Origin of the sequence: Pimelobacter simplex, from assembly GCF_024662235.1 — a bacterium.
Taxonomy (GTDB): Bacteria; Actinomycetota; Actinomycetes; order Propionibacteriales; family Nocardioidaceae; genus Nocardioides.
On sequence record NZ_CP096276.1, the window covers coordinates 2,992,008 to 3,016,956 of the forward strand.

Below are 24,949 nucleotides of genomic sequence, written 5' to 3' on the forward strand. Positions count from 1 at the left end.
CTAGGCGTGGGACGTAGGGGGTTCCGGCACCGGTTCGACGGCCGGTCGCGCGACGACCATGAGCATCGCGACGAGGATGAGCGCACCACCGCCGAGCGTGCGTGGACCGAGCGTCTCGTGCCACAGCAGCGCGCCGAGGACCGCGGCCCAGACCGGCTCGAGCACCATGAGGACGGCGGCCTGCCCGGAGGCGATGTGGGCCTGCGCCCAGGTCTGGACGAGGAGGGTGCCCGCGCCGGCGACCACGGCGAGGTAGGCGAAGGCCGGCAGGTCGCCCCGGCCGGGCAGGGTGAGGCCGTCGCTCGCTCCGAGCGCGGTGAGCAGGACACCCATCGTGGCGAGCTGCACGAACGTCATCGCGAACGCCTCCCCGGGCCGCGCCCACCGTCCGAGCGCCAGGATGTGCACGGCGTAGAGAACCGCCGACACCAGGGTGAGCGCCTCCCCCGTGCCGAACGCCCAGCCACGGAGCGACATCACGGCGACCCCGGCCGTGGCGACGACGACGGCGGCTGCCGTCGCCCGGTCGATGCCACGGCCGGGCAGGATCGCCGCGAGGAGCGGCGTGAACACGACGTACATCGCGACGACGAACGCCGCGACAGTGGGCGCGGTGTGGGAGAGCCCGTGGAACTGCAGCAGCTGAGCACCTGCGTACAGCGTGCCGAGGCCGATGCCCACCCGGACGGTGTGGCCGGAGAGCGCACGGAGCAGCCTCGGCGCCACGAGCAGCAGCACGGCCGCGGCGGCGAGGTAGCGGAGACCGAGGTAGTCGGCGACCGGGATCCGCGCGATGACGTGCTTGGAGAGCCCGAAGGTCGAGCCCCACACGGCGGTGACCCCGACCAGCGCCAGCGCTGCCGTACGACGGGTGCGGACGTCGTAGGAGGCAGCAGCGACCGTCACCGCTGGACCGACTTGGTCTCGAGGAACTCCTCGATCCCGAACCGGCCGAGCTCCCTCCCGTTGCCCGAGCGGCCGTAGCCCCCGAAGGGCGCGGAGGGGTTGAACGCCGCGCCGTTGAGGTCGACCTGACCGGTCCGCATCCGGCGCGCGGCAGCCAGCGCTCGCTCGGGATCGGCGGACCACACCGCCCCGTGCAGCCCGTACGGCGACCGGTTGGCCATCGCGACGGCATCCGCGTCGGTGGCGTGCCCCTGGATCGTCAGCACCGGGCCGAAGACCTCCTCCCGGACGATCTCGGCATCGGGAGCCACGTCGGCGAGCACGGTCGGGGCGTGGAAGTGCCCGACGTCGCGCACCCGCCCGGAGCCGCCGCTGACGACGCGGGCGCCGGCCGCGACGGCACGGTCGACGAACCCGGCGACGGTGACCCGCTGCGCCGCTGACACGACCGGTCCCAGCCAGGTCGCCTCGTCGCGCGGATCGCCGAGCACGAGAGCCTCCGCAGCCGCGGCCGCGATGTCGATCGCCTCCCCCAGCACCGCGGACGGGACGAGCAGCCGCGACCAGGCGCTGCAGGTCTGTCCGGAGTTGAGCATCGCCGCCTGCACGCTGGCGGTCACCGCCCGCAGCAGATCCGCGTCGTCGAGCACGATGCTGGCCGACTTGCCGCCGAGCTCGAGGCACACACGCTTGACGTCGGGCGCGGCGAGCGCGGTGATCCGGGCGCCGACAGCGGTGGACCCGGTGAAGGACACGACGTCCACGTCGGGGTGGGTGACGAGCGCCTCGCCGACGACCGGGCCGGCCCCGGGGACGAGGTTGAGGACACCGGCCGGAAGGCCCGCTCGGTCGGCCGCCTCGACCAGCAGGTAGGCGGACAGCGGCGTCAGCTCGGCCGGCTTGAGGACGACCGTGCAACCCGCCACCAGCGCGCCACCGACCTTGGCCAGCGCTTGGTAGAAGGGATAGTTCCACGGGGTGATGCATGCCGCGACGCCCGCTGCCTCGCGCAGCACGAGCGAGGAACCGACCTGCTCCTCCCAGGCGACGTCCTTGGCCGCGTCGAGGTAGCCGCGCAGCACCGCCAGCCCGAGATCGACGTGCGCCTCACGCGCGATCACCACGGGGGCGCCGACCTCGGCCACGGTGGTGACGACGAGCTCGTCGTGGCCGGCGAGGAGCTCGTCGTACCAGCGCTCCAGGACCGCGAGGCGGTCGGAGACCGGCGCCGACGACCACGCAGCGAAGGCATCACGCGCTGCGGCGACCGCGGCGACCACGTCGCGCGGGCCGCCCTCGGCGACCCGTGCGATCACCTGCTCCGTGGCGGGGTTCTCGACCTCGCGGAGGCCTGCGTCGTACGGCGTCCGCCAGCGGCCACCGAGGTAGAGGCGACCCCGCGTGGTCACCCCGTGACCCCGAAGCGTTCCCGCAGCGCGGCGGAGTTGCGTGCGGTCAGCTCGAGCGCGCACTCTCGCAGCGTTCGTCCCGAGGCGTCCGCGTCGTCGCCGACCTCCGTGAGGAGACGGCGCATCACCGTGTCGATCTTGGCGAAGGACGACTCCGACGTCGGCGCGACGTCACCGAAGACGACCCACCACCACCAGGCATTGGTCATGACGTTCGCCAGGAAGTCCGGTACGACGGGGATCCCGCGCGCCACGAGCGCAGCCTCGGCCTCCGGAAGGGTCGGCATGTTGGCGCCCTCGACGAGGATCCGCGCCTGCACGCGGTCAGCGTCGTCGGGCCCGATGACGTACGACATCGCGGCCGGCACCAGCAGGTCGCAGGGAACGTCCAGCCACGCGTCGCGGTCGCCGAGCTCGACGCCGTCGGGCAGCGCGTCGCGCGCGATCACGCCGAGGCCGTCGCGCGCGGCGAGCAGTGCCTCGACGTCGAGCCCGCGGTCGTCGCGGATCAGCCCGTCGCGGTCGGCGACGGCGACGACCCGCACCCCGGCCGTGGCCAGGTAGCGCGCGGCAGCGCCGCCGATGGAGCCGAATCCCTGCACCACGGCCGTCGCCTCGGCCGCTGCGATGCCCTCGCGCTCGGCCATCACGAGCGCAGCCTGGGCGACGCCGTAGCCGCCGACGAGGTCGCCGAGCGAGATCCCGCCGACGATGTCGGCGAACGCCGAGGCGAGGCGCTCGCGGGCCGCGGGTGCGTCGTCGAGCGTCGCGAAGACGGCCTCGACGGTGGACGGCAGGCCGAGGTCGGCCGCCACCTTGTCGATGGTCTCCTGGCGCAGACCGAAGTCCTCGCCGGTGTTCCACTGCTCCTTGACGACGGGCAGGACGGCCGCGAGGAAGCGGCGCAGCACCTCGGTGGCCTGGGGGTCCGCGGGATCGATGTCGATACCGCCCTTGCCCCCGCCCAGCGGCAGGTAACGGTCGGCGGGGTCGTAGACCAGCGCCTCCTTGCGGGTCATCCCTTGGGCGAGCCCGCGCACCTCGGCGAGCGAGCAGCCCTCGCGCAGCCGCAGGCCGCCACTGGCCAGGCCGCGCACGAGGGTGTCGATCACGACGTACCCCTTGCGGGCGGTGACCGGATCGGTCCAGGTGATCTCCAGCAGGCTGTCACGGGTGGGGGCGGTCATCGGGCTCCTCCTTCGCGGGGCATGCGGACGTGGATCACGGTGGGCTGGTCGGCGACGAGCGCGTCGCGGACCGCGGCGGTGAGGTCGGACGGCGTACCGTCGCCGCCGAGGTCGACGGTGACGCCGAGGCAGCCGACGGCGCGGCCCAGCGCCGCGAAGTCGGGCGCCGGGAAGGTCACCGCGTGGACCGGGTCGCCACGCTCGGCCATCTCGTTGCGGATCTCGCCGTACCCGGAGTTGTCGACGACCACGACGGGCAGCGCGATCCCCAGCTCCGCGGCGGTCGCCAGCTCGGCGACGGTGAACATGATCCCGCCGTCACCCAGCATCGCGACGACAGGACGGTCGGGGTTGCCGACCTTGGCACCGATGCCGGCGGGCAGGCCGAAGCCGAGCGTGCCGTACCCGGTCGGGAACAGGTACGACGACGGCGTGTACGTCGCGAGGTTGGCGAGCGCGCCGAGGTAGCAGGCCATCGCGTTGTCGGTCGCCATCACCACGTCCCGCGGTACGGCGGCCGCGAGCGCCGCGACGACGTCCAGCCACTCAGCGCCTTCGGCCTGCGCGTCCTTCGCCTTGCGCTCGCGCCAAGCGGCGGTGTCCGGCCGGGCCGGCTCCCCGGCACCCAGCGCGCCGAGGAGCCCGTCGAGCGCCGCCGCCGCATCACCGAGCACGGCCACGGCGGGCGCGGCATTGGTCACCATGCCGACCGGGTCGACATCGATGCGGACGAGCTTGCCGGTCACCGGCAGCGGGCCGTACCAGAGGTCGGCCGGTGCGAGCTCCGTACCGATCGCGACCACGACGTCGGCCTCGTCGGCGAGTGCCCTGATCGTGGGCAGGTGGATGCCGGCGCCGAGGGCGAGCGGGTGGTCCTCGGGCAGCACGCCCTTGCCGTTGGTCGTCGACACGACCAGCGCGCCGAGCCTCTCGGCGAGCGCCTGCACCTGCGCAGCGGCGCTCCGAGCACCGCCACCGATCACCAGCAGTGGAGCGGTCGCGCCGTCGAGAACCGCCGCGGCAGCGGCGATCGAGGCCTCCGCAGCCGCACGCGGGGCGGCGACGACGGGCTCGACGAGGACCACCTCGGCGGCCTCCTCCAGCACGTCCAGCGGCACCTCCAGGTGCACCGGCCGGGGCCTCCCGGACGTCATGATCGAGAACGCCTGGGCGACTGCCGTGGGGATCTCCGCCACGCTCGTCGGACGCAGGCTGGCCGCGGCGACCGCCGCCAGCGCGGCACCCTGGTCGCGGGTCTCGTGCAGCAGGCCGTTGCCGGTCGCGGGGTGCCGCAGCGGCAGCCCGGGTGAGACCACGAGGATCGGCACGGAGTCCGAGTAGGCCTGGCCGACCGCCGTCGCAGCGTTGAGCAGCGCCGGTCCGCTGGTGACGACCGCGACGCCGACCCGGCCCGTCGTACGGGCGTACCCGTCGGCGGCGTAGCCCGCCCCCTGCTCGTGCCGGGTGCTCACGTGCCGCACCCCGTGGGCCGGAAGGTGCTTGTAGATCTCGAGGTTGTGGGTGCCCGGGATGCCGAACGCGACGTCGACCCCGTGCGCGGCGAGGGCGGCGACGAGCGCCTCGCCTCCGGTCATGGTGGCCATGTCAGGATCCCTTCGACGAGTCGGCGTAGACGACCTTGCCCAGCCACTGTCCTCCGTCGACGCTCAGCACGTCACCGGTGATGTAGCCGGCCCGGCGCGGGTCGAGCAGGAAGGCGGCGGACTCGGCGACCTCCTCCGGCGTGGTGAAGCGGGCGGCGGGCACCGAGCCCAGCACCCGGGCCCGGTCGGCCTCGGTCGGCCAGAGCGCGGCACCGGCCCCCTCGGTCTCGGTCGGCCCGGGCGAGATGCAGTTGACCCGGACCCCGCGGGATCCCCACTCCGAGGCCAGGGTGCGGGTCATCGCGAGGATGCCGCCCTTGGCCGCGGCGCTGTGCACCGTGCCGGGATGACCGTGCCAGGCATAGGACGCGATCACGTTGAGGATCGAGCCCTCCCCCTGGGCAAGCATGTGCTGCCCAGCCGCCCTGGTGGCGTAGAACGTGCCGTTGAGGACGATGTCGACGACCGCCCTCCAACCACCCGGCGACAGGTCCTCCGCCGGGCAGACGAAGTTGCCGGCCGCGTTGTTGACCAGTGCGTCGATCCGGCCGAAGTCGGCCACCACGGCGTCGACCGCGGCCGTGACCGCGTCGGCGTCGCGGACGTCGCAGCTCGCGAACCCCGCGCGCACACCGTGCTTCTCGGCCATCCGGACGGTCTCCTCGAGCGGCTCGGTCCGGCGACCGAGGACGACGACGTCGCCCCCGCCCTCGGCGTACCGCAGCGCGACGGCGCGGCCGATCCCGGACCCGCCGCCGGTCACCAGCGCGACCTTGCCGGCGAACTCACTCATGCTTGTCTCCTGACACATCGGTGGGGTGGTCGGCTGCGAGGACGAGCGCGTCGACCGCGACCGCGCCCTCGGGGCCGACCCGGAGGGGGTTGATCTCGCACTCCACGAGATCAGGGTCGTCGGCCAGCAGGCACGAGACCGCCGCGACCACGTCGGCCGCCGCGGCCACGTCGACCGCAGCACGCCCACGCCAGCCGTCGAGGAGCGGGTAGGCGCGCAGCGCCTCGATCATCCGGCGTGCCTCGGCGGGCTCGACCGGTGCGAGTGCGACCTGGACATCGCGGTAGAGCTCGGCCTGAACTCCGCCGATGCCCACGAGGACGACCGGCCCGAAGGAGCTGTCCCGGCGAGCGCCGACGATCAGCTCCACCGTGTCCGAGCGCTGGTCCATCTCCTCCAGCACGTAGTCACCCTCACCCAGACGCCCACTCATCGCCACGAACGCCGCCTCCGCGGCCGCCACGTCGGCCAGACCGACGGCGACGCCGCCGACCTCGGTCTTGTGCTCCAGCCAACCGGCCTTGAGGACGTAGGGGGCGGTGAGCCGGGCAGCCGCGGCGTGCAGGCCGGCGACGTCGCGGACGGCGGCGGCGCCCGGGTAGGCGACACCGGCGGCCGCGACCCGGTCGCGCCCCGCGAGGTAGTCGAGCGCCTTGCCGGTCTCGGCCGTCGGCGGGGCCACGGCTCGGGGCACGGTCCGGGCGGCGTCCTCGGCCATCGCGGTCGCCAGCTCCAGCGAGCGCGCCACGGCGTCGATCGTGTGCAGCGTCGGCACCGACTGCTCGCGCATCGAGCGGACGGCGACCGAGTCGTGGCTCATGCTGTGCACGAGGACCGGCCGCTGCTGCTCGCCGACGACACCGGCCAGCGCGCCGACGACCTCGAGCTCGCGCTCGACGAGCTCGGGGGTGTCGGCGCCGTAGCAGCCGAAGTAGCCCGACAGCACGACCGCGTCGACCTCGCCGCTCCCGGCGAGCACGTCGACCACCCGCGCGTACGTCGACAGGTCCTGCTCGCCCGCCCCCGCCAGGTCCACGGGGTTGGCCACGGCGGCCGCGGCGGGGAGGAGGCCGGCGAGCGCAGCCCGGGTGGCGTCGGAGAGCCGCGGTACCTCCAGCGCGTGGCGCGCGAACGTGTCGGCAGCGATCGCGCCCTGGCCCCCGCTGTCGCTGACGATCGCGACCCGGCGCCCGGCCGGCAGCGGACCCCCGAGCAGCAGGTGCGCGAGCTCGACCGCCTGTGCGGGCGTGTCGACGAGCGAGGCCCCGGCGGCACGGCACGCCGCGCGGACGACATCCGTCGCCGCGGTCAGTGCGCCGGTGTGGGACTGCGCCGCGGCCCGGCTCGCCTCGCTGGCACCCACCGTCAGCACGACGACCGGCTTGCCGGCCTCGCGCAGTCGCGCCATCGTCGCGACCAGCCCACGCGCATCGGCGAAGCTCTCCAGGTAGAGAACCACCGCGCGGGTCTGCTCGTGGTCGACGAGGTCGTCGAGCAGCTCGGCCGCGGTGACGTCGACCTGGTTGCCGACCGAGACGAAGCGCGAGACGCCGAGGCCCTCGTGGGCCGCGAGTCCGGCCAGCTCGAGCCCGAGCTGGCCGGACTGGGAGATGATCGCGAGCCGGCCCGGCGAGAAGGTCCCCCAGGCGAGCTCGAGGTCGGTCGCGGCGTCGTACAGCCCCAGGCAGTTGGGACCGACGATCCGGGCGCCTGCGGCACGGATCCGCTCGGCGAGCCGGCGCTCGAGGCCGGGCTCACCGTGGGCGGTGTCGATGCCGGCGGTGATGCCGAGGAAGCCTCGGGTGCCCAGCGCGAGAGCCTGGTCGACGATGGCGGGGACGCTCGCAGCCGGAGCACAGAGGACGACCAGCTCAGGCACCTGATCCCGTTCGGCCAGCTCGGCGAGCGAACGGACGGACGGCGCGCCGTCGATGGTGGCGCCCTTGGCGTTGACCAGGTGGACCTGGCGCCGCGCGGCGCCCCGGAGGGCGCCGCGGGCCAGCCAGTAGCCCCACTTCGCGGGGTCGGCCGAGGCTCCGACGACCGCGACCGAGCGCGGGTCGGAGAAGACGGTGAGCGTCATCGTGCTGCGACCGCCCGCGAGATGATCAGCCGCTGGATGTCGCTGGTGCCCTCCTCGAGCTCCTCGAGCTTGGCGTCGCGGACCCACTTCTCCAGCAGGAACTCGCGGCTGTAGCCCCAGCCACCGTGGATCGACAGCGCCGCGTTGGTCACCCACGAGGTGTTCTCGGACGCGGTCAACTTGGTGACCGCCGACTCCATGGCGGTCATCTCGCCCTGGTCGTAGAGGCGCGCGGCGCGCATCGTCACCAGGTGCGAGATGTCGGTCTTGGCGGCCATGTCGGCGAGCCGGAAGGCGACCGCCTGGTGCTCGATGATCGGCTTGCCGAACTGCGTGCGCTCCTGCGCGTACTGCGCCGACTGATCGAGGGCAGCACGCGAGAGACCGGTGGCGCCGGCACCGATGAGGATGCGCGAGGCGTCGAAGGTGCGCATGAGGCCGTAGAAGCCCTGGCCCTCGTCGCCGAGGCGGCAGTCGAGCGGCACCCGGACGTCCTCGAGGAAGACCTCGGCGTTGACGATGCCGCGCTGGCCCATCTTCTTCATCGGCTGGCCGATGGTGACGCCGGGGAGATCCCGGTCGACCACGAAGGCGGTCACGCCGCGCGAGCGCAGCGACGGGTCGACGGTCGCGAAGACGATGATCCACTGGGCGTAAGGGGCGTTGGAGATCCACGTCTTCTGGCCGTTGAGGACGTACTCGTCCCCCTCGCGCACCGCCCGCGTCTGCAGGGCGGCCGAGTCGGAGCCGACGCCGGGCTCGGTGACCGCGAGCGCCGTGACCGGCGGGTTGTCGCCGGTCAGGGGCGTCAGCCAACGCTTCTTCTGCTCCTCGTTGCCCAGCGCCTCGACCGGGCCGGCGAAGAACGCGCTGGAGGTGAGGAAGTTGCCGATCCCCACGTCTCCGTAGCAGAGCTCCTGCTGGACCAGGCACTGCGTGACGAGGTCGGTGACCCCGCCGCCGCCGTACTCCGCCGGGAGCATGTACGACGCCAGGCCGATCTGCGCGGCCTTCTGCCACAGGTCGAGCGGCGACTCGGTGTCCGCCTCGTCGACCTCCCGGGCACGGGGGCGGATCTCGCGTGCGGCGAAGTCGCGGGCCAGCGTGACGAACTCCTGCTGCTCGTCGGTCAGTGCGATGCCGTCGCGGATGATGTGGCTCATCTGGGTCTTCCTCAGTTCTGGGATCGGTGGGGGTCAGGCGGCGGTGTCGTCACGGACGACGAGGGCGTGCTCGGGGTGCCAGTGGGCAGCGACCGGCAGGCCCGGGCTGGGGGTGAGCGCTCCGCGTACCTCGGAGCGCGTGATGAGGTGGCGGCCGTCGGGCAGGGCGATCTCGACGCGCAGGCCGGAGCCGAGGTACACGACCTCGCGCACCACGCCGTCGATGCCGTTGTGACCGGAGGGCAGCTCGGAACCGGCGGCGCTGAGCCGCACGTGCTCGGGCCGGACGACGAGCGCCGAGCCGTCGTCGACGCCGTGGCCGCGGCCGGTGAAGATGTTCGACTCCCCCAGGAACTCCGCGGTGTAGCGGCTCGCCGGGCGCTCGTAGAGCTCGACCGGCGTACCGACCTGGACGAGGGCGCCGTCGCGCAGGACCGCGATCCGGTCCGACATCGCCAGCGCCTCCTCCTGGTCGTGGGTGACGAACACGAAGGTCGTGCCGAGCTCGCGGTGCAGCCGCTTGATCTCGAGCTGGAGCTGCTCGCGCAGCCGCTTGTCGAGGGCACCCAGCGGCTCGTCCATGAGCAGCGCCTGGGGCTGGAAGACGATCGCCCGGGCCAGCGCGACGCGCTGCTGCTGGCCGCCGGAGAGCTGCGCGGGGCGGCGCTTGCCCAGGTGGCCGAGCTCGACGACGTCGAGGGCACGCTGGACCCGCTCGGCGACCTGCGCCTTGGAGATCCGGCGCCGCTTCAGCGGAAAGGCGACGTTGTCCCAGACGCTCATGTGCGGGAACAGCGCGTAGTGCTGGAAGACCATGCCGAGGTCGCGGCGGTACGGCGGCACCTTGGTGAGGTCCTTGCCGCCGACCTCGATCGCGCCGCTGTCGGCGCTGATGAAGCCCGCGATGATGTTGAGCAGGGTCGACTTGCCCGAGCCGCTCGATCCGAGCAGGGTGAGGAACTCCCCCGGCTCGATCGAGAGGGAGATGTCGTCGACCGCGGTCATCGACTTGTAGCGCTTGACGACATTGCGGATGTCGATGGAGACGCCGGTGCCGGCGAGGGTGCTGGTGGTGCTGGGGTTCTGGGACATGAGAGTGCTCCTGGTGGCGGTCAGGCGACCTTGGCGAGCCGGCGGGCACGGAACAGGCGCACCAGGCCGGCGGAGGCGAACAGGGCGAGGGTGACGAGCAGCAGCATCGTGCTGACGGCGGCGACCGTCGGATCGATCTGCACCCGGACGCCGCTCCACATCTGCACCGGGAGGGTGCTGACATCGGGACCGGCGAGGAAGACGCTCGTCACGACCTCGTCGAAGGAGGTGATGAAGGCGAACAGCGCGCCCGCAGCGACGCTCGGCGCGATGCACGGCAGCGTGATCCGCAGAAACGTCGTGAAGCGGTTGGCGCCCAGGCTCATCGCCGCCATCTCGAGCCGCTCGTCGAAGCTGACGAGAGCCGCACTGACGTTGATCACGACGAACGGGACGGCCAGCGCCGTGTGCACGAGGACGAATCCGAGGATCGACTGGGTCAGGCCCACCTTGAGGAACACCGCGTAGACGGCGAGGCCGATGATCACGTAGGGCACGAGCACCGGGGCGAGCACGAGGCCGCTCACCAGCGCCTTGACCGGATAGCGACCGCGGACCATGGCCAGCGCGGCCGCCGTACCGAGGACGATGGAGAGGATCGTGACCCACACGCCGATCTGCAGCGAGTTGAGCGTGGCGTTGATCCAGGCCGGGTCCTCGAAGTACGCCTGGTACCAGCGCGTCGAGAAGGCCTTGGGCGGGAACTCCAGGAACGAGCTGTCGTTGAACGAGGTCGGGATGACGAAGAAGACTGGAGCGACGAGGTAGAGCGCAGTCAGCACGACCAGCGCCACGAGACTGCCGCGGCAGAGGAGCTTGGTGTTCACCGCTCGCCTCCCATGAACTTGCCGATGTTGACGATGCGCGAGACCAGCACGAGCAGGACGCCGGTCACGAGAAGGAGGATGACGGCCAGCGCAGAGGCGAATCCCCAGCGCAGCACGGCCGAGAGCTGCTGGACGATGAGCTCACCGATCATCATGTCCTTGGGCCCGCCCAGCAGCGCGGGTGTGACGTAGAAGCCGATCGAGGAGATGAAGACCAGCAGGCACGACGCGGCGACGCCCGGCACGGTGAGTGGTGCGTAGACCCTCCAGAACGCCGAGACCGGACGGGCGCCCAGCCCCTCGGCGGCCTGCACGAGACGTCGGTCGATCTGTCGCATCGTGGCGTACATCGGCAGCACGGCGTACGGCAGCATCACCTGGACCATGCCGACGAGGACGCCGGTCTGGTTGCGGATCAGCTGGAGCGGCTCGTCGATGAGGCCGAGCGACATCAGGCCCTGGTTGATGACACCCGTGTCGCCGAGCATCAGCACCCAGGCGAACGTGCGGACCAGGAGGCTCGTCCAGAACGGGATGAGCACCGCCACCAGCATCACCCCGCGCCAGAACGGCGGCGCGAGCGTCATGAGGTAGGCGTAGGGGAAGCCGAGCAGCAGGGTCACGAGCGTGACCAGGCCGGAGATCCGGAAGGTGTTGCCGAGGACGTCGAGGTAGACCGGCGAGCTGAAGAAGTCGCGGTAGTTGTCCAGGCCCGTCGTCGGGTCGGTGAAGCTGCGCGCCAGGATCGTCACCAGCGGCACGACGAACACGACCAGCAGGAAGACGACCAGCGGGAGCACCAGCAGTCCCCACCCATCGAGCAGGCGCGGTCGCCGCCGGGCCGCCGCCGCGGGGGCGCCGGCACCGGGCGTCGTACCGCTCTGCTGCGGCGCCCGTGCCGAGACGGTCGAGCTCACTTGGCGGCCCATTCGTTCAGCCGCTCGGAGACCTCGTCGTAGTGCTCGGCCCAGTAGGCGTAGTCGATGATCGCGGCGCGCTTGGGGGCGTTGTCGGGTGAGGTCGGGAGCTCCTTGAGGACGTCAGGCTTGACGTACTCCAGGGCATCCTTCGTGATCGGGCCGTAGGCCGTCGCGTTGGAGTAGCCGGCCTGGGCCTCCGGGTGGTCGACGTACCACTGCATCCACTTCTGGGCGTTCTCGGCGTTCTTGGCGCCCTTGGGGATGACGAGCTGGTCGTAGGACAGGAGGTGCTCGTTCCACTCGTTGGCGACCGGCTGGCCCTCCTTGGCGGCGGAGTAGATCCGGCCGTTCCAGGCCTGGACCAGCGGCGCCTCGCCCGAGGCGACGAGCTGCTGCTGCTGCTCGCCGGTCTCGTAGAAGACGATGTCGTCCTTGATCGTGTCGAGCTTCTTGAAGGCCCGGTCGATGTCGAGGGGGTAGAGCTCGTCCGGCTTGACCCCGTCGGCCAGCAGCGCGGCCTCGAAGATCGCGCCCGTGGCGTACTTCCAGAAGCCGCGCTTGCCCGGGAACTTCTTGGTGTCGAAGAACTCCGCCCAGGTGGTCGGGTGGGCCTGGGGGAACTTGTCGGTGTTGTAGCCGATGGTGAAGGCGTACTCGAGGACCGGGATCGCGCAGTCGGTGACCTCTTCGGGGTTGAGGCCGGCGGTGTCGATGATGCTGGTGTCGAGCTTCTCGGCCCAGCCCTTGTCGCACGCCGTGTGGGCGAAGTTCGGCTCGACCTCGACGACGTCCCAGCTGACCTTGCCGGACTCCACCTGAGCGCGGAACTTGGCGTAGTCGCTGGGCGAGTCCTGCTTGATCGTGACGCCCGCCTCGTCGGCCCACGGGACGACGGCCTCCTTGATGTGCGTCTTCTGGTCCTGGCCGCCCCACATCACGATCGTGAGCTGGTCGTCGCTGCCCCCCGCAGCGCCGCAACCTGCCAGCCCGACCACCGCCGTGAGCGCGACACCCGCCGTCAGAACTCGCTTCATCTTGACCCCGGCTTTCAAAGTTGATTGGTGCGTCAGTTATCTATCACCAGAGTGATCGGCGTCACGGGGCCGTGTCAAGGGTCACCCCCGTCTATTTCGACTGGCGAGTCAGAAATGCCGCCGAAGTCGCAGGGTTGCGGCACCGAAGTCGCAGGGTTACGGCGCCGGGAATGCCGCAAGGGGCCGGTGGCGCATCGCCACCGGCCCCTCGCGGGTCGTCGTACCGAGCAGGTCAGGGAGCCAGGAAGAACCACTCCAGCACCTGCTCGCAGACCGCACGCATCCGGTCCGCGGTCATGCTGCGCGAGCCGAGGAGGACCTGCAGGCTCAGTCCGTCGATCATGCCGATCAGGCCGTTGGCGAAGACGACCGCGTCTCCGTCGCGGAACTCCCCCGCGTCCTGGCCGTCGCGGATGATCGCGGCGACGGCGCGGCGCCACTCGCCGTACACGCGCTCGTTGAGCTCTTGGAGGTCAGGATCGTGGAGCGCCTCGACCCACAGCTCGGCCCACACGTGCCAGGCGGCGATCGTGGCGTCGCCCTCGGGGAGGTACGACTCCACGAAGTCGCGCAGCCGCTGTCGCGGCGCCGCATCGCTCTCGAGGATCTCGCGGCGCCGGCCCAGCGACTGGGTGAAGTTCCAGTCGAAGGCCGCGTGCATGAGGTCGCGCTTGGTGTCGAAGTAGTAGTGCACCGTGCCCGTGCTCGTCCCGGCCCGCTTCGCCACGTCGGCGATGCGCAGCGACTTGAAGCCGATCTCCGAGACGACCTCGCAGGCCGCGACGAGGATCTGCTCCTTGCGCTCGGCCTCCACGCTGGCTCTGGCCATGGACTGCTCCTCCGGTCGATTGACTGACCAGTCAATCATTGGAGGGTGGATCCTGCAAGAGTCCACCAACTCTTGCAGGCGTCGCCCTACGACTTCGACGCAGCAACCCTACGACTTCGACGGAGGAACCCTGCTACTTCGAGGGAGGAACCGTGCTACTTCGGCGGGGGTCAGACGACGATGTTGACGAGCTTGGGCGCGCGGACGATGACCTTGCGCACCGGACGCCCGTCGATCGCCTTGGCCACGCCGGGGTCGGCGAGGGCGGCGGCCTCCAGGTCGGCCTCGGAGATGTCCGGGGAGACCTCCAGGCGGGCGCGCACCTTGCCCTGGATCTGGACGACGGCCGTGACCGCGTCGTCGACCAGCAGCGCGGGATCGACGTCCGGCCAGGGCGCGTTCGCCACGGTCGGCTGGTGGCCCAGGCGCTCCCACATCTCCTCGGCCGTGTAGGGCGCGACCATCGACAGCAGGATCGCGACGGTCTCGGCCGCCTCGCGCACGGCGGGGTCCGCAGGGCCGCAGCCGCTGTCGATCGCCTTGCGGGTGGCGTTGACCAGCTCCATGGTGCGGGCGATGACGACGTTGAAGCGGTAGGACTCCAGCAGCTGGGCCGCCTCGTGCACGGTCTTGTGGGTGACCTTGCGCAGCGCGACGTCGCCGTCGGCCGGCGCGACGCCGGGGGCCGAGGTCACGTCACCGGACAGGCGCCAGGCGCGCTGCAGGAACTTCGCCGACCCGGCCGGCGAGACGTCGGCCCAGTCGACGTTGTCCTCGGGCGGGCTCGCGAAGACCAGGGTCAGCCGGACGGCGTCGACCCCGAACTCCTCGAGTTGTCCCCCCAGACTGACGCCGTTGCCCAGCGACTTGCTCATCTTGCGGCCGTTGTTGATGACCTTGCCCTGCGACAGGTACGCCGAGAACGGCTCGTCCCAGTCGATCAGCCCCATGTCGCGCAGCACCTTGGTGAAGAAGCGCGCGTACAGCAGGTGCAGGACGGCGTGCTCGTCGCCGCCGATGTAGAGGTCGATCGGCCCCCACGCCTTGGCCAGTGCGGGGTCGAAGGCCTGGGTGCTGTCGTGGGCCGACAGGTAGCGGAAGAAGTACCACGACGAGTCGACGAAGGTGTCCATCGTGTCGGTGTCGCGGGTCGCCGGGCCGCCGCACTGCGGGCAGCTGACGTTGACCCACTCGGTGGCCGCGCCCAGCGGCGAGGTGCCCTTGGGCTTCAGGTCGGCGCCGCGCAGCTCGGGCAGCTCGACGGGCAGCTGGTCCTCGGGAACCGGCACCTCGCCGTCGACCGGGCAGTGGATGATCGGGATGGGCGCGCCCCAGTAGCGCTGCCGCGACAGCAGCCAGTCGCGCAGCCGGAAGTTGACGGTGCCGTCGCCGGACCCGATCTCGGTCAGGTGCGCGATGGTGGCGCTCTTGGCCTCGGCGACCGACAGGCCGTTGAGGTCGAGCGCCGACGTCACGCCGGGCGCGGGCGAGTTGATCGCCGGCCCCTCGCCGTTGAACGCCTCACCCTCCCAGTCGGCGGGCGGCTCGGTGGTGCGCAGGATCGGCAGGCCGAACTTCGTCGCGAACTCCCAGTCGCGCTGGTCGCCGCCGGGCACGCCCATGACCGCGCCGGTGCCGTAGTCGGCCAGCACGTAGTCGGTCGCCCAGACCGGCAGCTTCTCGCCGGTCAGGGGGTTGGTCGCGTGGACGCCCAGGAAGACGCCGGTCTTGGGCCGGTCGGTGGCCAGGCGGTCGATGTCGCTGGCCTTGCGGATCTCGTCGCGGTAGGCCTCGAAGTCGGCGCGGTGCTCGTCGGTGACCAGCTCCTCGGCCAGCTTGGCGTCGACCGCGACGACCATGAACGTCGTACCGAACAGGGTGTCGGGACGCGTGGTGAACACGGTGACCGGCTCGTGACCCTCGACCTCGAAGGTGACGTGGGCACCCTCGGAGCGGCCGATCCAGTTGCGCTGGGCGTTGACGACCTTGCCGATCCACGACCCCTGCAGGTCGTCGAGGCAGTCGTACAGCTCCTGGGCGTACTCGGTGGTCTTGAAGTACCACTGGGTCAGCTCGCGCTTGGTGACGACGGCGCCGCAGCGCTCACAGGTGCCGTCGGCCAGCACCTGCTCGTTGGCCAGCACGGTCTGGTCGTTGGGGCACCAGTTGACCGGCGAGTTCTTGCGGTAGGCCAGGCCCTTCTCGCGGAACTTCAGGAACAGCCACTGGGTCCACTTGTAGTACTCGGGGTCCGAGGTGTGCAGCCGTCGCGACCAGTCGAAGCTGACGCCGTAGCGCTTCATCGAGGCGAACTGCGTCTCGATATTGGCGTAGGTGTAGGTCGCGGGGTGCTCGTCGTTCTTGATCGCGGCGTTCTCGGCGGGCAGGCCGAAGGAGTCCCAGCCCATCGGGTTGAGCACCTCGTAGCCACGCAGCCGCCAGTAGCGCGAGATCACGTCGTGGATCGCGAAGACCTCGGCGTGACCCATGTGCAGGTCGCCGCTCGGGTAGGGGAACATCGTCAGCGCGTAGCGCTTCTCGCGCTCGCCCGAGGTCACCGCCGCGTCGTCGGCGCGGAAGGGATCGAGCGACTCCCAGACCGGCAGCCACTTCTCCTCGACCGCGTGCACGTCGTAGTGGACCTCGTTGTGGCCGTCGTTCTCGCTCATCTCAGCTCTCTCGTCTCTGCCCTGGACATGCAAAAGCCCCTCGACAGGGAGGGGCCGCCGCGTCGACCGGTCTGGTCGTCGACGCGGCTAGGTAAGAAGCAGGATCATCCGCACGCGGTCATCCTACTCCTCCCCTGCCTCCGGTCCCTCGTCCGTACCGCGGGCCCACGCGGCCCACAGCCGGGCGAACGGTCCCCCGGCGGCGCGCAGCGCGTCCGGGGTGTCGAGCTCGACGAGCCGGCCGTGCTCCATGACGGCGACCCGGTCGCAGCGCGCGGCCTGGCTGAGCCGGTGGGCGACGATGATCGTCGTCCGGCCGGCGGTGGCGCGCTCGATGGCCCCCTCGAGCTGGCGGGCACCGGCGCTGCCGGCCTCCGCCGTCGCCTCGTCCAGTACGACGACCGGCGGGTCGGCGAGCACCAGCCGGGCCAGCGCGACCTCCTGGGCCTGCAGCGCGGTGAGCGCGTGCCCGCCGGCGCCGATCGTGGTGTCGAGCCCCTCCGGCAGCGCGGTCGCCCAGCCGAGCGCACCGACCAGGTCGAGCGCGGCGCTGAGCTCGTCGTCGCTCGCCTGGGGCGCGGCCAGGCGCAGGTCGTCGCTCAGGGAGCCGCGGAACAGGTGCACGTCCTGGGTGATGAGCGCCGCGGAGTGGCGCAGCACCTCGGGCGGCAGCTCGGCGGTGGTGGCGCCGCCGAGCCAGACCGCGCCCGTGGTGGGCAGGCGCAGACCGGTGACGAGCGCACCGAGCGTGGACTTGCCGGCGCCGCTGGCGCCGACGACGGCGAGCCGCTCCCCCGGAGCGACCTCGAAGGCGACCTCGTGCAGGACCGGGTGGTCGGGGTGGTAGCCGAAGCCGACGCCCGCGAACCGCACCGAGCGGTCCTGGACCGGGACGTCGCTGCCCGCGGGCACCACGCGGCGCGGCGCCTCCAGCACGCCGACGAGACGGCCGAGGCCAGCCGCGGCGGACTGCACCTCCTCGAGCAGGGCGAGCACGATGTTGATCGGGTTGAAGAGCCGGATGAACATCAGCGCGGCCGCGGTCGCGTCACCCGCGGTGACCGCGTCGCGGGTGACCAGCCAGCCGCCGACCACGAGGATCGCGCTGGTGCCGACGTACTCGGCGAGGTTGAGGCGCTGGAAGAACGTGGTCCGCATGACCACGGCGTCGAGACGCAGCGACCGGGTGGCGAGGGCGCGCTCGCGGATGATCCCGCGGTGGCGCTCCCCCAGGCCGAAGGCGCGGACGGTGCCGCTGGCCTGGACGGACTCGAGGATCTGCTGCACCTCGGCACCCTCGGCCGTGGCCAGCCGGCGGTACGTCGGCCCGGCCAGGCGGAGGTAGGCACGGGTCGCCCAGAGCTGGATCGGTACGGCGACCAGCGCGGCCAGCGCGAAGCGGTAGTCGACGAACGCCAGGCCCACCACGCTGAGCACGAGCGTGACGGCGGCACCGCCGAAGCGGCTCAGCACGGCACGGACGACCTCGGCGAGCGCCCGGACGTCCTGGCTGACCCGGGCGAGGAGGTCGCCGGTGCCGGAGTCCTCGACGACGCCGTAGTCGAGGTGGAGGGCGTGGTCGAGCACGTCCTCGCGCAGCTCGGCGACGGCCGGCTCGCCGACCTGGGCGATGAGCAGCTCGGCGACGAGGCCGGCCACGCCGGCCAGGGCCGCGAGCGCGACGAGCGCGAGGACCGGACCGGTCAGCGTGCCGCCGTCGGCGCCGGGCGCGAGGACCCGGTCGACGACGCGGCCGATGACGACCGGGACGGCGATGCCGGCGACCGCCGCGACGACCATCATCACGACGGCGGCGGCCGCGAGAGCCGCGCGGGGACGCAGGATCCGGCGCAGCTCGCGCAGGATCGCGCGACCGGAGCCGATCCCGATCAGGGCGCTCATCGGAGCACCGCCGCGGCGTACTCGGTGTGGTCGAGCAGCGTGTGGTGGGTGCCGACGACGACCTCGCCGTCGAGCCACACCACCTCGTCGCAGGCGTCGAGGAGCACGGGGCTGGTGGTGAGCACGACCGTGGTCCGCTCGGCGCGGACGGCGACCAGGCGCTCGGCGATGAGCGCCTCGGTCACGGAGTCGACGGCGCTGGTCGGCTCGTGGAGCACCAGGACCGGGGCGTCCACGGCCAGCGCCCGGGCCAGGCCGACCCGCTGCCGCTGGCCGCCGGAGAGCAGGTGTCCGCCCTCGCCGACCTGGGCGTCGAGCCCGCCGGGGATGACGTCGAGGACGTCGGTGACGGCGGCGGCGTCGATGGCCGTGGCGACGGCGCCGGGGTCGCGGTCGGCACCGTCGACGTTGTCGGCGAGGGTGCCGGTGAAGAGGCGGGCGTCGTGCGGCGCCACGACGACGGTACGACGCAGCGCGGCCGGCTCGGCGGTGCTGAGGACGACGTCGTCCAGGCGGACCAGGTCGCCGTGCGGACGCGGCTCGCCGGTGAGCGCGGCGGCGAGGCGCTCGAGCTGCTCGGGGCTGCCGACCACGCCGGTGGCGGCGCCGGGCCGGAACCGCAGCGCGCTGCCGGGCAGGTCGACGACCCGGCCGTCGACGTCGAGGGGGCCGGGCGGGTCGGCCAGCGGCGCGTCGCCGTACGGCGGCGGCGGGGTCACCAGCACCCCGGAGACCCGCGCCGCAGCCGCGCGGACCGTGGCGAGCTCGGCGAAGGTGTAGGCGACCATCTGGAGCGGTCCGGACAGGAACTGGGCGAGACCGAGCGCGGCGACGAGGGCGCCGAGGCTGAGCCGGCCGTCGAGCGCGAGCCCGCCGGCGACCGCGACGGTCGCGGCGACCAGCAGGGCAGGCGCGAGCGCGGCCAGGGCCTCGAAGCCGGCGCCCGCACGAGCGCTGCGGAGCGCGGCGCCCAGGGCGTGCCCGCTGACCAGGCGGAAGCGGCGGCTGGCCGCGTCCTCGGCGGAGAGGCCCTTGAGCACGCGCAGCCCGGTGAGCAGGTCGGCAGCGGCGTCGGCCGCCTCGGCGCTGGCCTGGCGGTCGGCGATGACGCGGCGCTCCAGGAGGACCGAGGCGCGGTGCAGGAGCAGGGTCACGACGACCACGCCGACCACGACGACCAGGCCGACGACGGGGTGGATCCGCAGCAGGGCGACGACGGCGACGAGCATGCCGGCCAGGCCGGCGGCGAACATCTGGAGCACGCCCGAGCTCTCCGCGACCGTGCGGACGTCGGAGGAGGCGACCTCGGCCAGGCCGCCGGAGCCGTTGTCGTGCGGGCCGACGCCGCGGACGTCGAGCAGGTGGGCCGCGACCCGGCGGCGCAGGGCGACCTCGGCGTCGGCGGCGACCCGGGTCGCCGTGCGGTCGAAGCAGCGGTAGGAGAACGAGAGCACGGCGAAGGTCACGGCCAGCACGAGCACCCAGCGCAGCAGGGCCTGGTCGTCGCGGGCGCTGACGCCGCGGTCGAGCGCGAGGCCGACGACGACCGGCACCATCGCCTCACCGGCCTGGTGACCGATCGCGCAGACCGTCGCGAGGGTGACCCGCCACGGCTGCGCCGTGATCGCGTCGCGCAGCAGCCCGCCGGGGCTGGGCGCGCGGGTGGCCGGCTCAGCCATGGAGACCGCCGAGCGGCAGCACCAGGGGGGCGCCGGAGACCGGGTCGTCGATCACCTTGCAGGGCAGGTCGAAGACCTGCTCGATGGTCGCGGACGTGACCACCTCGGCCGGGCGGCCCTCGGCCACGATGGCGCCGTCGCGCATAGCGACGATGCGGGTGCCGTAGCGCGCGGCCTGGTTGAGGTCGTGGAGGACCGCGACGACCGTGCGGCCCTCGCGGTTGAGCCGGGTGAGCAGCTCCATCAGCTCGATCTGGTGGGCGATGTCGAGGAAGGTGGTGGGCTCGTCGAGCAGGAGCAGGCCGGTCTGCTGGGCCAGCACCATCGCGATCCAGACCCGCTGCCGCTGGCCCCCGGAGAGCTCCTCGACGAGGCGGTCGGCGAGGTCCGTCGTACCGGTGGCGTCGAGGGCCTCGCGGCACGCCGCCTCGTCCTCGCGCGACCACTGCCGCAGCGCCGACTGGTAGGGGTGCCGGCCGCGGCCGACCAGGTCGGCGACGGTGATCCCCTCGGGCGCGAGCGCGGTCTGGGGCAGCAGCCCGAGCCGGCGCGCGACCTCCTTGGAGCCGAGGCTGCTGATCGCCTTGCCGTCGAGCAGGACCTGGCCGCCGGTCGGCTTGAGCAGCCGGGACAGGGCACGCAGCAGGGTCGACTTGCCGCACGCGTTGGGCCCGACGATCACGGTGAACGAGCCGTCCTCGATGGTGAGGTCGACGTGCTCGCCGATCGGGCGTCCGGCATAGCCGAACGTCAGGTCCTGTGCTTCGAGGGTCATCGGATCTCCTTGCGTGCCTGGGCGAGAAGCACCCAGACGAGGTAGGCGCCACCGGCCACGATCGTCACGAGACCGACCGGGACCAGTGCGGGGAAGGCGTGCTGCGCGACGAAGTCGGCAACGACGACGAGACAGGCGCCCATGGCCGCGGACGGCACCCTACGGACACCCGCCGAGCGGGTCAGGCGCCGGGCCAGCTGGGGCGCCGCGAGGGCGACGAACGTGATCGGCCCGGCGACGGCGGTGACGCTCGCGGTGAGCGCGGTCGCACCGACCAGGAGGCCGAGCCGCGCCCGCTCCACCGGTACGCCGAGCGCCGCGGCCGCGTCGTCCCCCAGGTCGAGCGCGGCGAGGTGCCGGCCGAACCAGCACACGACGACCAGGCCGAGGGCGATGCCGATCGCCCCGGTGCGCAGGTCGGACCAGGTCAGCCCGTTGACGCTGCCGGCACCCCAGACCGCGGCCATCTGGGCGATCGCGAGCGGCGCCTCGAGCAGCAGCCAGGTGGTCAGGGAGCCGAGCATCGCGGTGACGCCGATGCCGACGATGATGAGCCGGAAGCCGTGGACGCCCTGGCGGTAGGCCAGCAGGTAGACCAGGAGCGCGGTGGCGATGCCGCCGACCAGCGCACCGGGCAGGACCAGCCGTGTCGAGTGGACCGCGACGATGGTGATCACCGCTCCGGCATAGGCACCCGCGTCGAAGCCGATGATGTCCGGGCTGCCCAGCGGGTTGCGGGTCAGCGACTGGAAGACCGCGCCGGCGACGCCCAGCGCGGCGCCGAAGACCAGGCAGAGGAGCACCCGCGGCAGGCGCCACTCGGTGACGACGGTCTCCAGCGCCGGGCTCGTGTGGCCCACGAGCGTGCGCACGACGTCGACCGCGGAGATCTGGACCTTGCCGATGGCCAGGCCGGCGATCGCGGCGGCGACCGCGACGAGGCAGAGCAGGACGGTGACGACGAGGGTCCGTGCCGGGACCCGCCACGAGAACGCGCCTCCGAGGCGCACCTGGACGTTCACACCGGGCTCGCCGTCCGGCGCCGGACCAGTGCGATGAGCACCGGGGCGCCGAGCATCGCGGTGACCACGCCCGCGGGGACCTCGTCGGGGATCACGACCACCCGGCCGACCACGTCGGCTCCGACCATGAGCAGCGCGCCGAGCGCCGCGGACCAGGCCAGGATGCGGCGCTGGTCGGGGCCGGTGATCCAGCGCGCGACGTGCGGGACCATGAGGCCCACGAACCACACGGCACCGACCGCCGCGGTGGCGGCACCGCAGAGCACGGTGACGCCGACGACGGCGAGGACGCGCACCGCCCACGGCCGTACGCCGAGCGCGGCCGCGACGTCGTCCCCCAGTGCGACGGCGTTGAGACCGCGGGCGGCGAAGGCCGCGACCGCCGTACCGACGACGAGGAAGGGGGCGACCTGCCCGATCAGCGCCCAGTCCGTGCCCTGGAGCGAGCCGGCGTAGAACGCCCGGGCGGCGATGAACGCGCGCTCGTTGAAGAGCACCAGCAGCTGGGTCAACCCGGCGAGGACCGCGCCGATCGCCATGCCGGTCAGCACGAGCGTGGCCGGCGAGCGGCCGCGGCCGCCGAGGCTGCCGATGACGTAGACCGCCGCCGTGGTCAGGCCCGCGCCCACGAACGAGAACCACACCATCGCGGCTCCGCTCGCACCCGGCGCCAGGATCGTGCCGAGCACCACGGCGAACGCGGCGCCCGCGCTGACCCCGAGCAGGCCCGGATCGGCCAGCGGGTTGCGCGTCATCCCCTGCATCAGTGCGCCGGACAGGCCGAGCGCCAGCCCGACCAGGAGCCCGAGGACCGTGCGCGGGATGCGCTGCTCGACCACGATCGTGTGCGCGTCGCCGTTGTCACGGAACAGCGCGGTGACCACGTCGGTGGGCGCCAGCGGCCGCGAGCCGAAGAGCAGGCTCGCGACCACGAGGACCGCCAGCACCAGCAGGGCCCACCGGATGCCCCGGAGGTCGCTGCTCACAACCCGAGCTCGGCGAGCCGTGCCTCGTAGCGGTCCTCGAGCTCCTCGTCGCTGCCCTCCTGCTCCCAGATCGCGTCGAGCGCGGCGCGGATGTCGTCGCCGAGCGCGTCGTAGCGCTCGCGCCACCGCTCGGCGTCCTCGATCCAGTAGCCCACCGTCTTGTACGCCGCCGCGGGCAGCCGCAGCTCCTGGCGCAGGTACTTGCGCACCCCGCGCAGGACCTTGGACTCCCCCGCCACCCACACGTAGCCGACCCCCTCGGGGCGCGGCAGCGAGCGGACGACTTCTTCGAGCCGGCTCGGCGCATGGCCGTTGCCGCCGTGGATCCAGACCACCTCGAGGTCGGGACGCTCCGGCACCGCCAGCTCGTACGACGCGTCCGGCACCTCCAGCACGAGCCGGGTCCGGACGCCGGGCGTGGTCTCCACCAGCCGCACCGCGGCCGGCAGGCCGGCGTAGTCGGCGACCAGGACCTGCCACTCGAGGCCGGCCGGCGGCGAGTAGAGCGCGGTGGGGCTGTTGAGCCCGATCACCTGTCCCGGCGCGGCCTGCCGCGCCCAGGTCGCCGCGACGCCGCCCTCGTGGACGACGAAGTCCACGGTGAGCCGGCGCGCGTCGTCGTCCCAGTCGCGCACCGTGTAGGTGCGCAGCTGGTCGGTGTCGATGGAGCCGTAGTCGAGGTTGCCGTCGACCACGCCCGGCAGGTCGGGCCGCCCGGCCGGGTCGACCGGGAAGAGCAGCCGGATGTACTCGTCGCCGACCCCGGTGCTCCGGTAGCCGTCGAGCCCGCTGCCGCCGAACACCACCCGGCGCATGCCCGCGCTCAGGTCGGTCGCGGCCACGACCTCGGCGTGGTGCACGGTCATCTCCAGCTCGGCGGCGCTCACTTGCCGACTCCCTTCGCGGCGAGCTGCTCGCGGACGACCTCGAGGAAGGCGAGCTGACCGCTGGGCGAGCCGTAGGTCATCTCCATCTCGTAGGTGACGATGTGGTCGTCCTGGACGAACGGGAGCCCCGCCCACAGCGCGTTCTTGTCGAGCTCGGTGATCGTCTTGTCGTACTCGTCCTGCCCCGCGGTGCCGAGGGCCTTGATCATGAAGCCGTAGTCGACGTCCTGGAGCTTGCCGAGCTGCTCGCCGCTGAGCGCCTCGCCCTCGCGGTCGTTGGCCAGCGACGAGTCGTTGATCGTGAGGCCGAGGTCGTCGAAGACCTGGCACTCGACGCCGGAGTAGCAGCCGGTCTGGATCTTGCCCTCCCAGTAGCCGACCGGCGACACGACGACGCCGGAGAGGTCGCCGAGCTCCTTCTTCACCTCGGCGACGCGCTCGTCGTAGATCTTCTTCCAGGCGTCGTAGTACTCGGTCCGGCCCAGGAGCCGGGCGGTGTCCTCGAAGTGGGTCATCCAGCTCTCACCGTCGAAGGCGTCGACGCTGAACGTCGGCGCGATCGAGGGCAGCCGCTTGACGACCTTCTTGTCGTAGCCGAGGCCGTTGAGGATGAAGTCCGGCTCGGCCAGGAGGATCGACTCGAAGTCGTAGTCCGGGTAGTTGCCGAACGTGCTGACCCCGTCGAGCGGGTCGTAGGGGAAGAAGCACGGGAAGGTCTTGTAGCCGTCACCGCGGATCGGCTGGCTCTTCGCGAGCGGGTAGCGCAGCCAGATGAGCATGTCGACGTCGGTCGTGTACATGCCGAGCGCGGCCTTCGGGTGCGTCGGCAGGTCGACGTCACCGAACTCGGTGGTCACCTTGCTGGTGCCGTCCTCGGCCGGGAGCGGCTCCAGGTCGGGCAGGTCCGGGATCACGGTGCCCGCGCACTGGTCGTCGAAGAGCTGCTGGCGCTTCTCGGCCGTCGGCTCGTCCGTCGCGGCCTCGGTCGAGCAGCCCGCGAGGACGAGCGCGGCGAGCGACAGCCCGGCCACGGCAGCGCGGAACGGGAGGCGGGGGGTCAGGGGGATCATGCGGGAACCTCTCGAAATTAGGTAAGGCATACCTTAGAGACTCTCGAGCGCAGTGTGCACCGGGGGTCCACATCGCGGCTCCCCCCGGTTCCGCCGGCCGCCGCCGCGGGCC

The 24,949-nt window shown here is 72.4% G+C and carries 20 protein-coding genes; all 20 read right to left on the minus strand.

The features are described 5' to 3' along the window. On the minus strand, positions 1-906 hold the full coding sequence (locus tag M0M48_RS14720; protein ID WP_257751719.1) for a DMT family transporter: 906 nt from the start codon (positions 904-906) through the stop codon (positions 1-3). Further along, complete coding sequence (locus tag M0M48_RS14725) at positions 903-2,315, minus strand: aldehyde dehydrogenase family protein (RefSeq protein ID WP_257751720.1); 1,413 nt, start codon at positions 2,313-2,315, stop codon at positions 903-905. Before M0M48_RS14725 ends, M0M48_RS14720 begins: the two co-directional genes overlap by 4 nt. Beyond that, the gene (locus M0M48_RS14730) at positions 2,312-3,502 is read right to left on the minus strand and encodes a Glu/Leu/Phe/Val dehydrogenase dimerization domain-containing protein (RefSeq protein ID WP_257751721.1); all 1,191 of its coding nucleotides are present in this window, start codon (positions 3,500-3,502) and stop codon (positions 2,312-2,314) included. The genes M0M48_RS14725 and M0M48_RS14730 overlap by 4 nt, the downstream gene beginning before the upstream one ends. Beyond that, positions 3,499-5,106, minus strand: a complete 1,608-nt coding sequence (locus tag M0M48_RS14735; RefSeq protein ID WP_257751722.1) for a 5-guanidino-2-oxopentanoate decarboxylase — start codon at positions 5,104-5,106, stop codon at positions 3,499-3,501. The genes M0M48_RS14730 and M0M48_RS14735 overlap by 4 nt, the downstream gene beginning before the upstream one ends. Position 5,107: 1 nt before the next feature. Further along, positions 5,108-5,899 (minus strand): SDR family oxidoreductase, encoded by a 792-nt coding sequence (locus tag M0M48_RS14740; RefSeq protein ID WP_257751723.1) that lies wholly within the window; start codon positions 5,897-5,899, stop codon positions 5,108-5,110. Next, positions 5,892-7,982, minus strand: coding sequence for an acetate--CoA ligase family protein (locus M0M48_RS14745; protein ID WP_257751724.1), 2,091 nt, complete (start codon positions 7,980-7,982; stop codon positions 5,892-5,894). Before M0M48_RS14745 ends, M0M48_RS14740 begins: the two co-directional genes overlap by 8 nt. Then, on the minus strand, positions 7,979-9,145 hold the full coding sequence (locus M0M48_RS14750; protein WP_257751725.1) for an acyl-CoA dehydrogenase family protein: 1,167 nt from the start codon (positions 9,143-9,145) through the stop codon (positions 7,979-7,981). Before M0M48_RS14750 ends, M0M48_RS14745 begins: the two co-directional genes overlap by 4 nt. A gap of 33 nt (positions 9,146-9,178) precedes the next feature. Next, positions 9,179-10,237: an ABC transporter ATP-binding protein gene (locus tag M0M48_RS14755; protein ID WP_257751726.1), complete on the minus strand. Its 1,059-nt coding sequence runs from the start codon at positions 10,235-10,237 to the stop codon at positions 9,179-9,181. Between the two features lie 20 nt (positions 10,238-10,257). After that, the gene (locus tag M0M48_RS14760) at positions 10,258-11,064 is read right to left on the minus strand and encodes an ABC transporter permease (RefSeq protein WP_257751727.1); all 807 of its coding nucleotides are present in this window, start codon (positions 11,062-11,064) and stop codon (positions 10,258-10,260) included. Continuing rightward, positions 11,061-11,981: an ABC transporter permease gene (locus tag M0M48_RS14765; RefSeq protein ID WP_257751728.1), complete on the minus strand. Its 921-nt coding sequence runs from the start codon at positions 11,979-11,981 to the stop codon at positions 11,061-11,063. The genes M0M48_RS14760 and M0M48_RS14765 overlap by 4 nt, the downstream gene beginning before the upstream one ends. After that, positions 11,978-13,018, minus strand: a complete 1,041-nt coding sequence (locus M0M48_RS14770) for an ABC transporter substrate-binding protein (protein ID WP_257751729.1) — start codon at positions 13,016-13,018, stop codon at positions 11,978-11,980. Before M0M48_RS14770 ends, M0M48_RS14765 begins: the two co-directional genes overlap by 4 nt. A gap of 232 nt (positions 13,019-13,250) precedes the next feature. Further along, positions 13,251-13,847, minus strand: a complete 597-nt coding sequence (locus M0M48_RS14775; protein ID WP_257751730.1) for a TetR/AcrR family transcriptional regulator — start codon at positions 13,845-13,847, stop codon at positions 13,251-13,253. A gap of 170 nt (positions 13,848-14,017) precedes the next feature. Further along, a complete protein-coding gene (leuS, locus tag M0M48_RS14780) occupies positions 14,018-16,516 on the minus strand; it encodes a leucine--tRNA ligase (RefSeq protein ID WP_257751731.1) in 2,499 nt (832 codons plus the stop codon). Between the two features lie 123 nt (positions 16,517-16,639). Continuing rightward, on the minus strand, positions 16,640-18,418 hold the full coding sequence (locus M0M48_RS14785; protein WP_257751732.1) for an ABC transporter ATP-binding protein: 1,779 nt from the start codon (positions 18,416-18,418) through the stop codon (positions 16,640-16,642). Beyond that, positions 18,415-20,097: an ABC transporter transmembrane domain-containing protein gene (locus M0M48_RS14790; protein ID WP_257751733.1), complete on the minus strand. Its 1,683-nt coding sequence runs from the start codon at positions 20,095-20,097 to the stop codon at positions 18,415-18,417. The genes M0M48_RS14785 and M0M48_RS14790 overlap by 4 nt, the downstream gene beginning before the upstream one ends. Continuing rightward, positions 20,090-20,872 (minus strand): ABC transporter ATP-binding protein, encoded by a 783-nt coding sequence (locus tag M0M48_RS14795; protein ID WP_257751734.1) that lies wholly within the window; start codon positions 20,870-20,872, stop codon positions 20,090-20,092. Before M0M48_RS14795 ends, M0M48_RS14790 begins: the two co-directional genes overlap by 8 nt. Further along, positions 20,869-21,894: a FecCD family ABC transporter permease gene (locus tag M0M48_RS14800; RefSeq protein WP_257751735.1), complete on the minus strand. Its 1,026-nt coding sequence runs from the start codon at positions 21,892-21,894 to the stop codon at positions 20,869-20,871. The genes M0M48_RS14795 and M0M48_RS14800 overlap by 4 nt, the downstream gene beginning before the upstream one ends. Further along, the gene (locus M0M48_RS14805; RefSeq protein WP_257751736.1) at positions 21,891-22,880 is read right to left on the minus strand and encodes a FecCD family ABC transporter permease; all 990 of its coding nucleotides are present in this window, start codon (positions 22,878-22,880) and stop codon (positions 21,891-21,893) included. The genes M0M48_RS14800 and M0M48_RS14805 overlap by 4 nt, the downstream gene beginning before the upstream one ends. Continuing rightward, the gene (locus M0M48_RS14810) at positions 22,877-23,767 is read right to left on the minus strand and encodes a siderophore-interacting protein (protein ID WP_257751737.1); all 891 of its coding nucleotides are present in this window, start codon (positions 23,765-23,767) and stop codon (positions 22,877-22,879) included. Before M0M48_RS14810 ends, M0M48_RS14805 begins: the two co-directional genes overlap by 4 nt. Continuing rightward, a complete protein-coding gene (locus M0M48_RS14815; RefSeq protein WP_257751738.1) occupies positions 23,764-24,837 on the minus strand; it encodes an ABC transporter substrate-binding protein in 1,074 nt (357 codons plus the stop codon). Before M0M48_RS14815 ends, M0M48_RS14810 begins: the two co-directional genes overlap by 4 nt. Positions 24,838-24,949: the final 112 nt, after the last annotated feature.

Coding starts and splice junctions, on each gene's coding strand:
- M0M48_RS14730 (WP_257751721.1), bottom strand. CDS start 3,502: ATGACCGCCCCCACCCGTGACAGCCTGCTGGAGATCACCTGGACCGAT.
- M0M48_RS14785 (WP_257751732.1), bottom strand. CDS start 18,418: ATGAGCGCCCTGATCGGGATCGGCTCCGGTCGCGCGATCCTGCGCGAG.
- M0M48_RS14775 (WP_257751730.1), bottom strand. CDS start 13,847: ATGGCCAGAGCCAGCGTGGAGGCCGAGCGCAAGGAGCAGATCCTCGTC.
- M0M48_RS14815 (WP_257751738.1), bottom strand. CDS start 24,837: ATGATCCCCCTGACCCCCCGCCTCCCGTTCCGCGCTGCCGTGGCCGGG.
- M0M48_RS14755 (WP_257751726.1), bottom strand. CDS start 10,237: ATGTCCCAGAACCCCAGCACCACCAGCACCCTCGCCGGCACCGGCGTC.
- leuS (WP_257751731.1), bottom strand. CDS start 16,516: ATGAGCGAGAACGACGGCCACAACGAGGTCCACTACGACGTGCACGCG.
- M0M48_RS14740 (WP_257751723.1), bottom strand. CDS start 5,899: ATGAGTGAGTTCGCCGGCAAGGTCGCGCTGGTGACCGGCGGCGGGTCC.
- M0M48_RS14745 (WP_257751724.1), bottom strand. CDS start 7,982: ATGACGCTCACCGTCTTCTCCGACCCGCGCTCGGTCGCGGTCGTCGGA.
- M0M48_RS14735 (WP_257751722.1), bottom strand. CDS start 5,106: ATGGCCACCATGACCGGAGGCGAGGCGCTCGTCGCCGCCCTCGCCGCG.
- M0M48_RS14795 (WP_257751734.1), bottom strand. CDS start 20,872: ATGACCCTCGAAGCACAGGACCTGACGTTCGGCTATGCCGGACGCCCG.
- M0M48_RS14770 (WP_257751729.1), bottom strand. CDS start 13,018: ATGAAGCGAGTTCTGACGGCGGGTGTCGCGCTCACGGCGGTGGTCGGG.
- M0M48_RS14790 (WP_257751733.1), bottom strand. CDS start 20,097: ATGGCTGAGCCGGCCACCCGCGCGCCCAGCCCCGGCGGGCTGCTGCGC.
- M0M48_RS14750 (WP_257751725.1), bottom strand. CDS start 9,145: ATGAGCCACATCATCCGCGACGGCATCGCACTGACCGACGAGCAGCAG.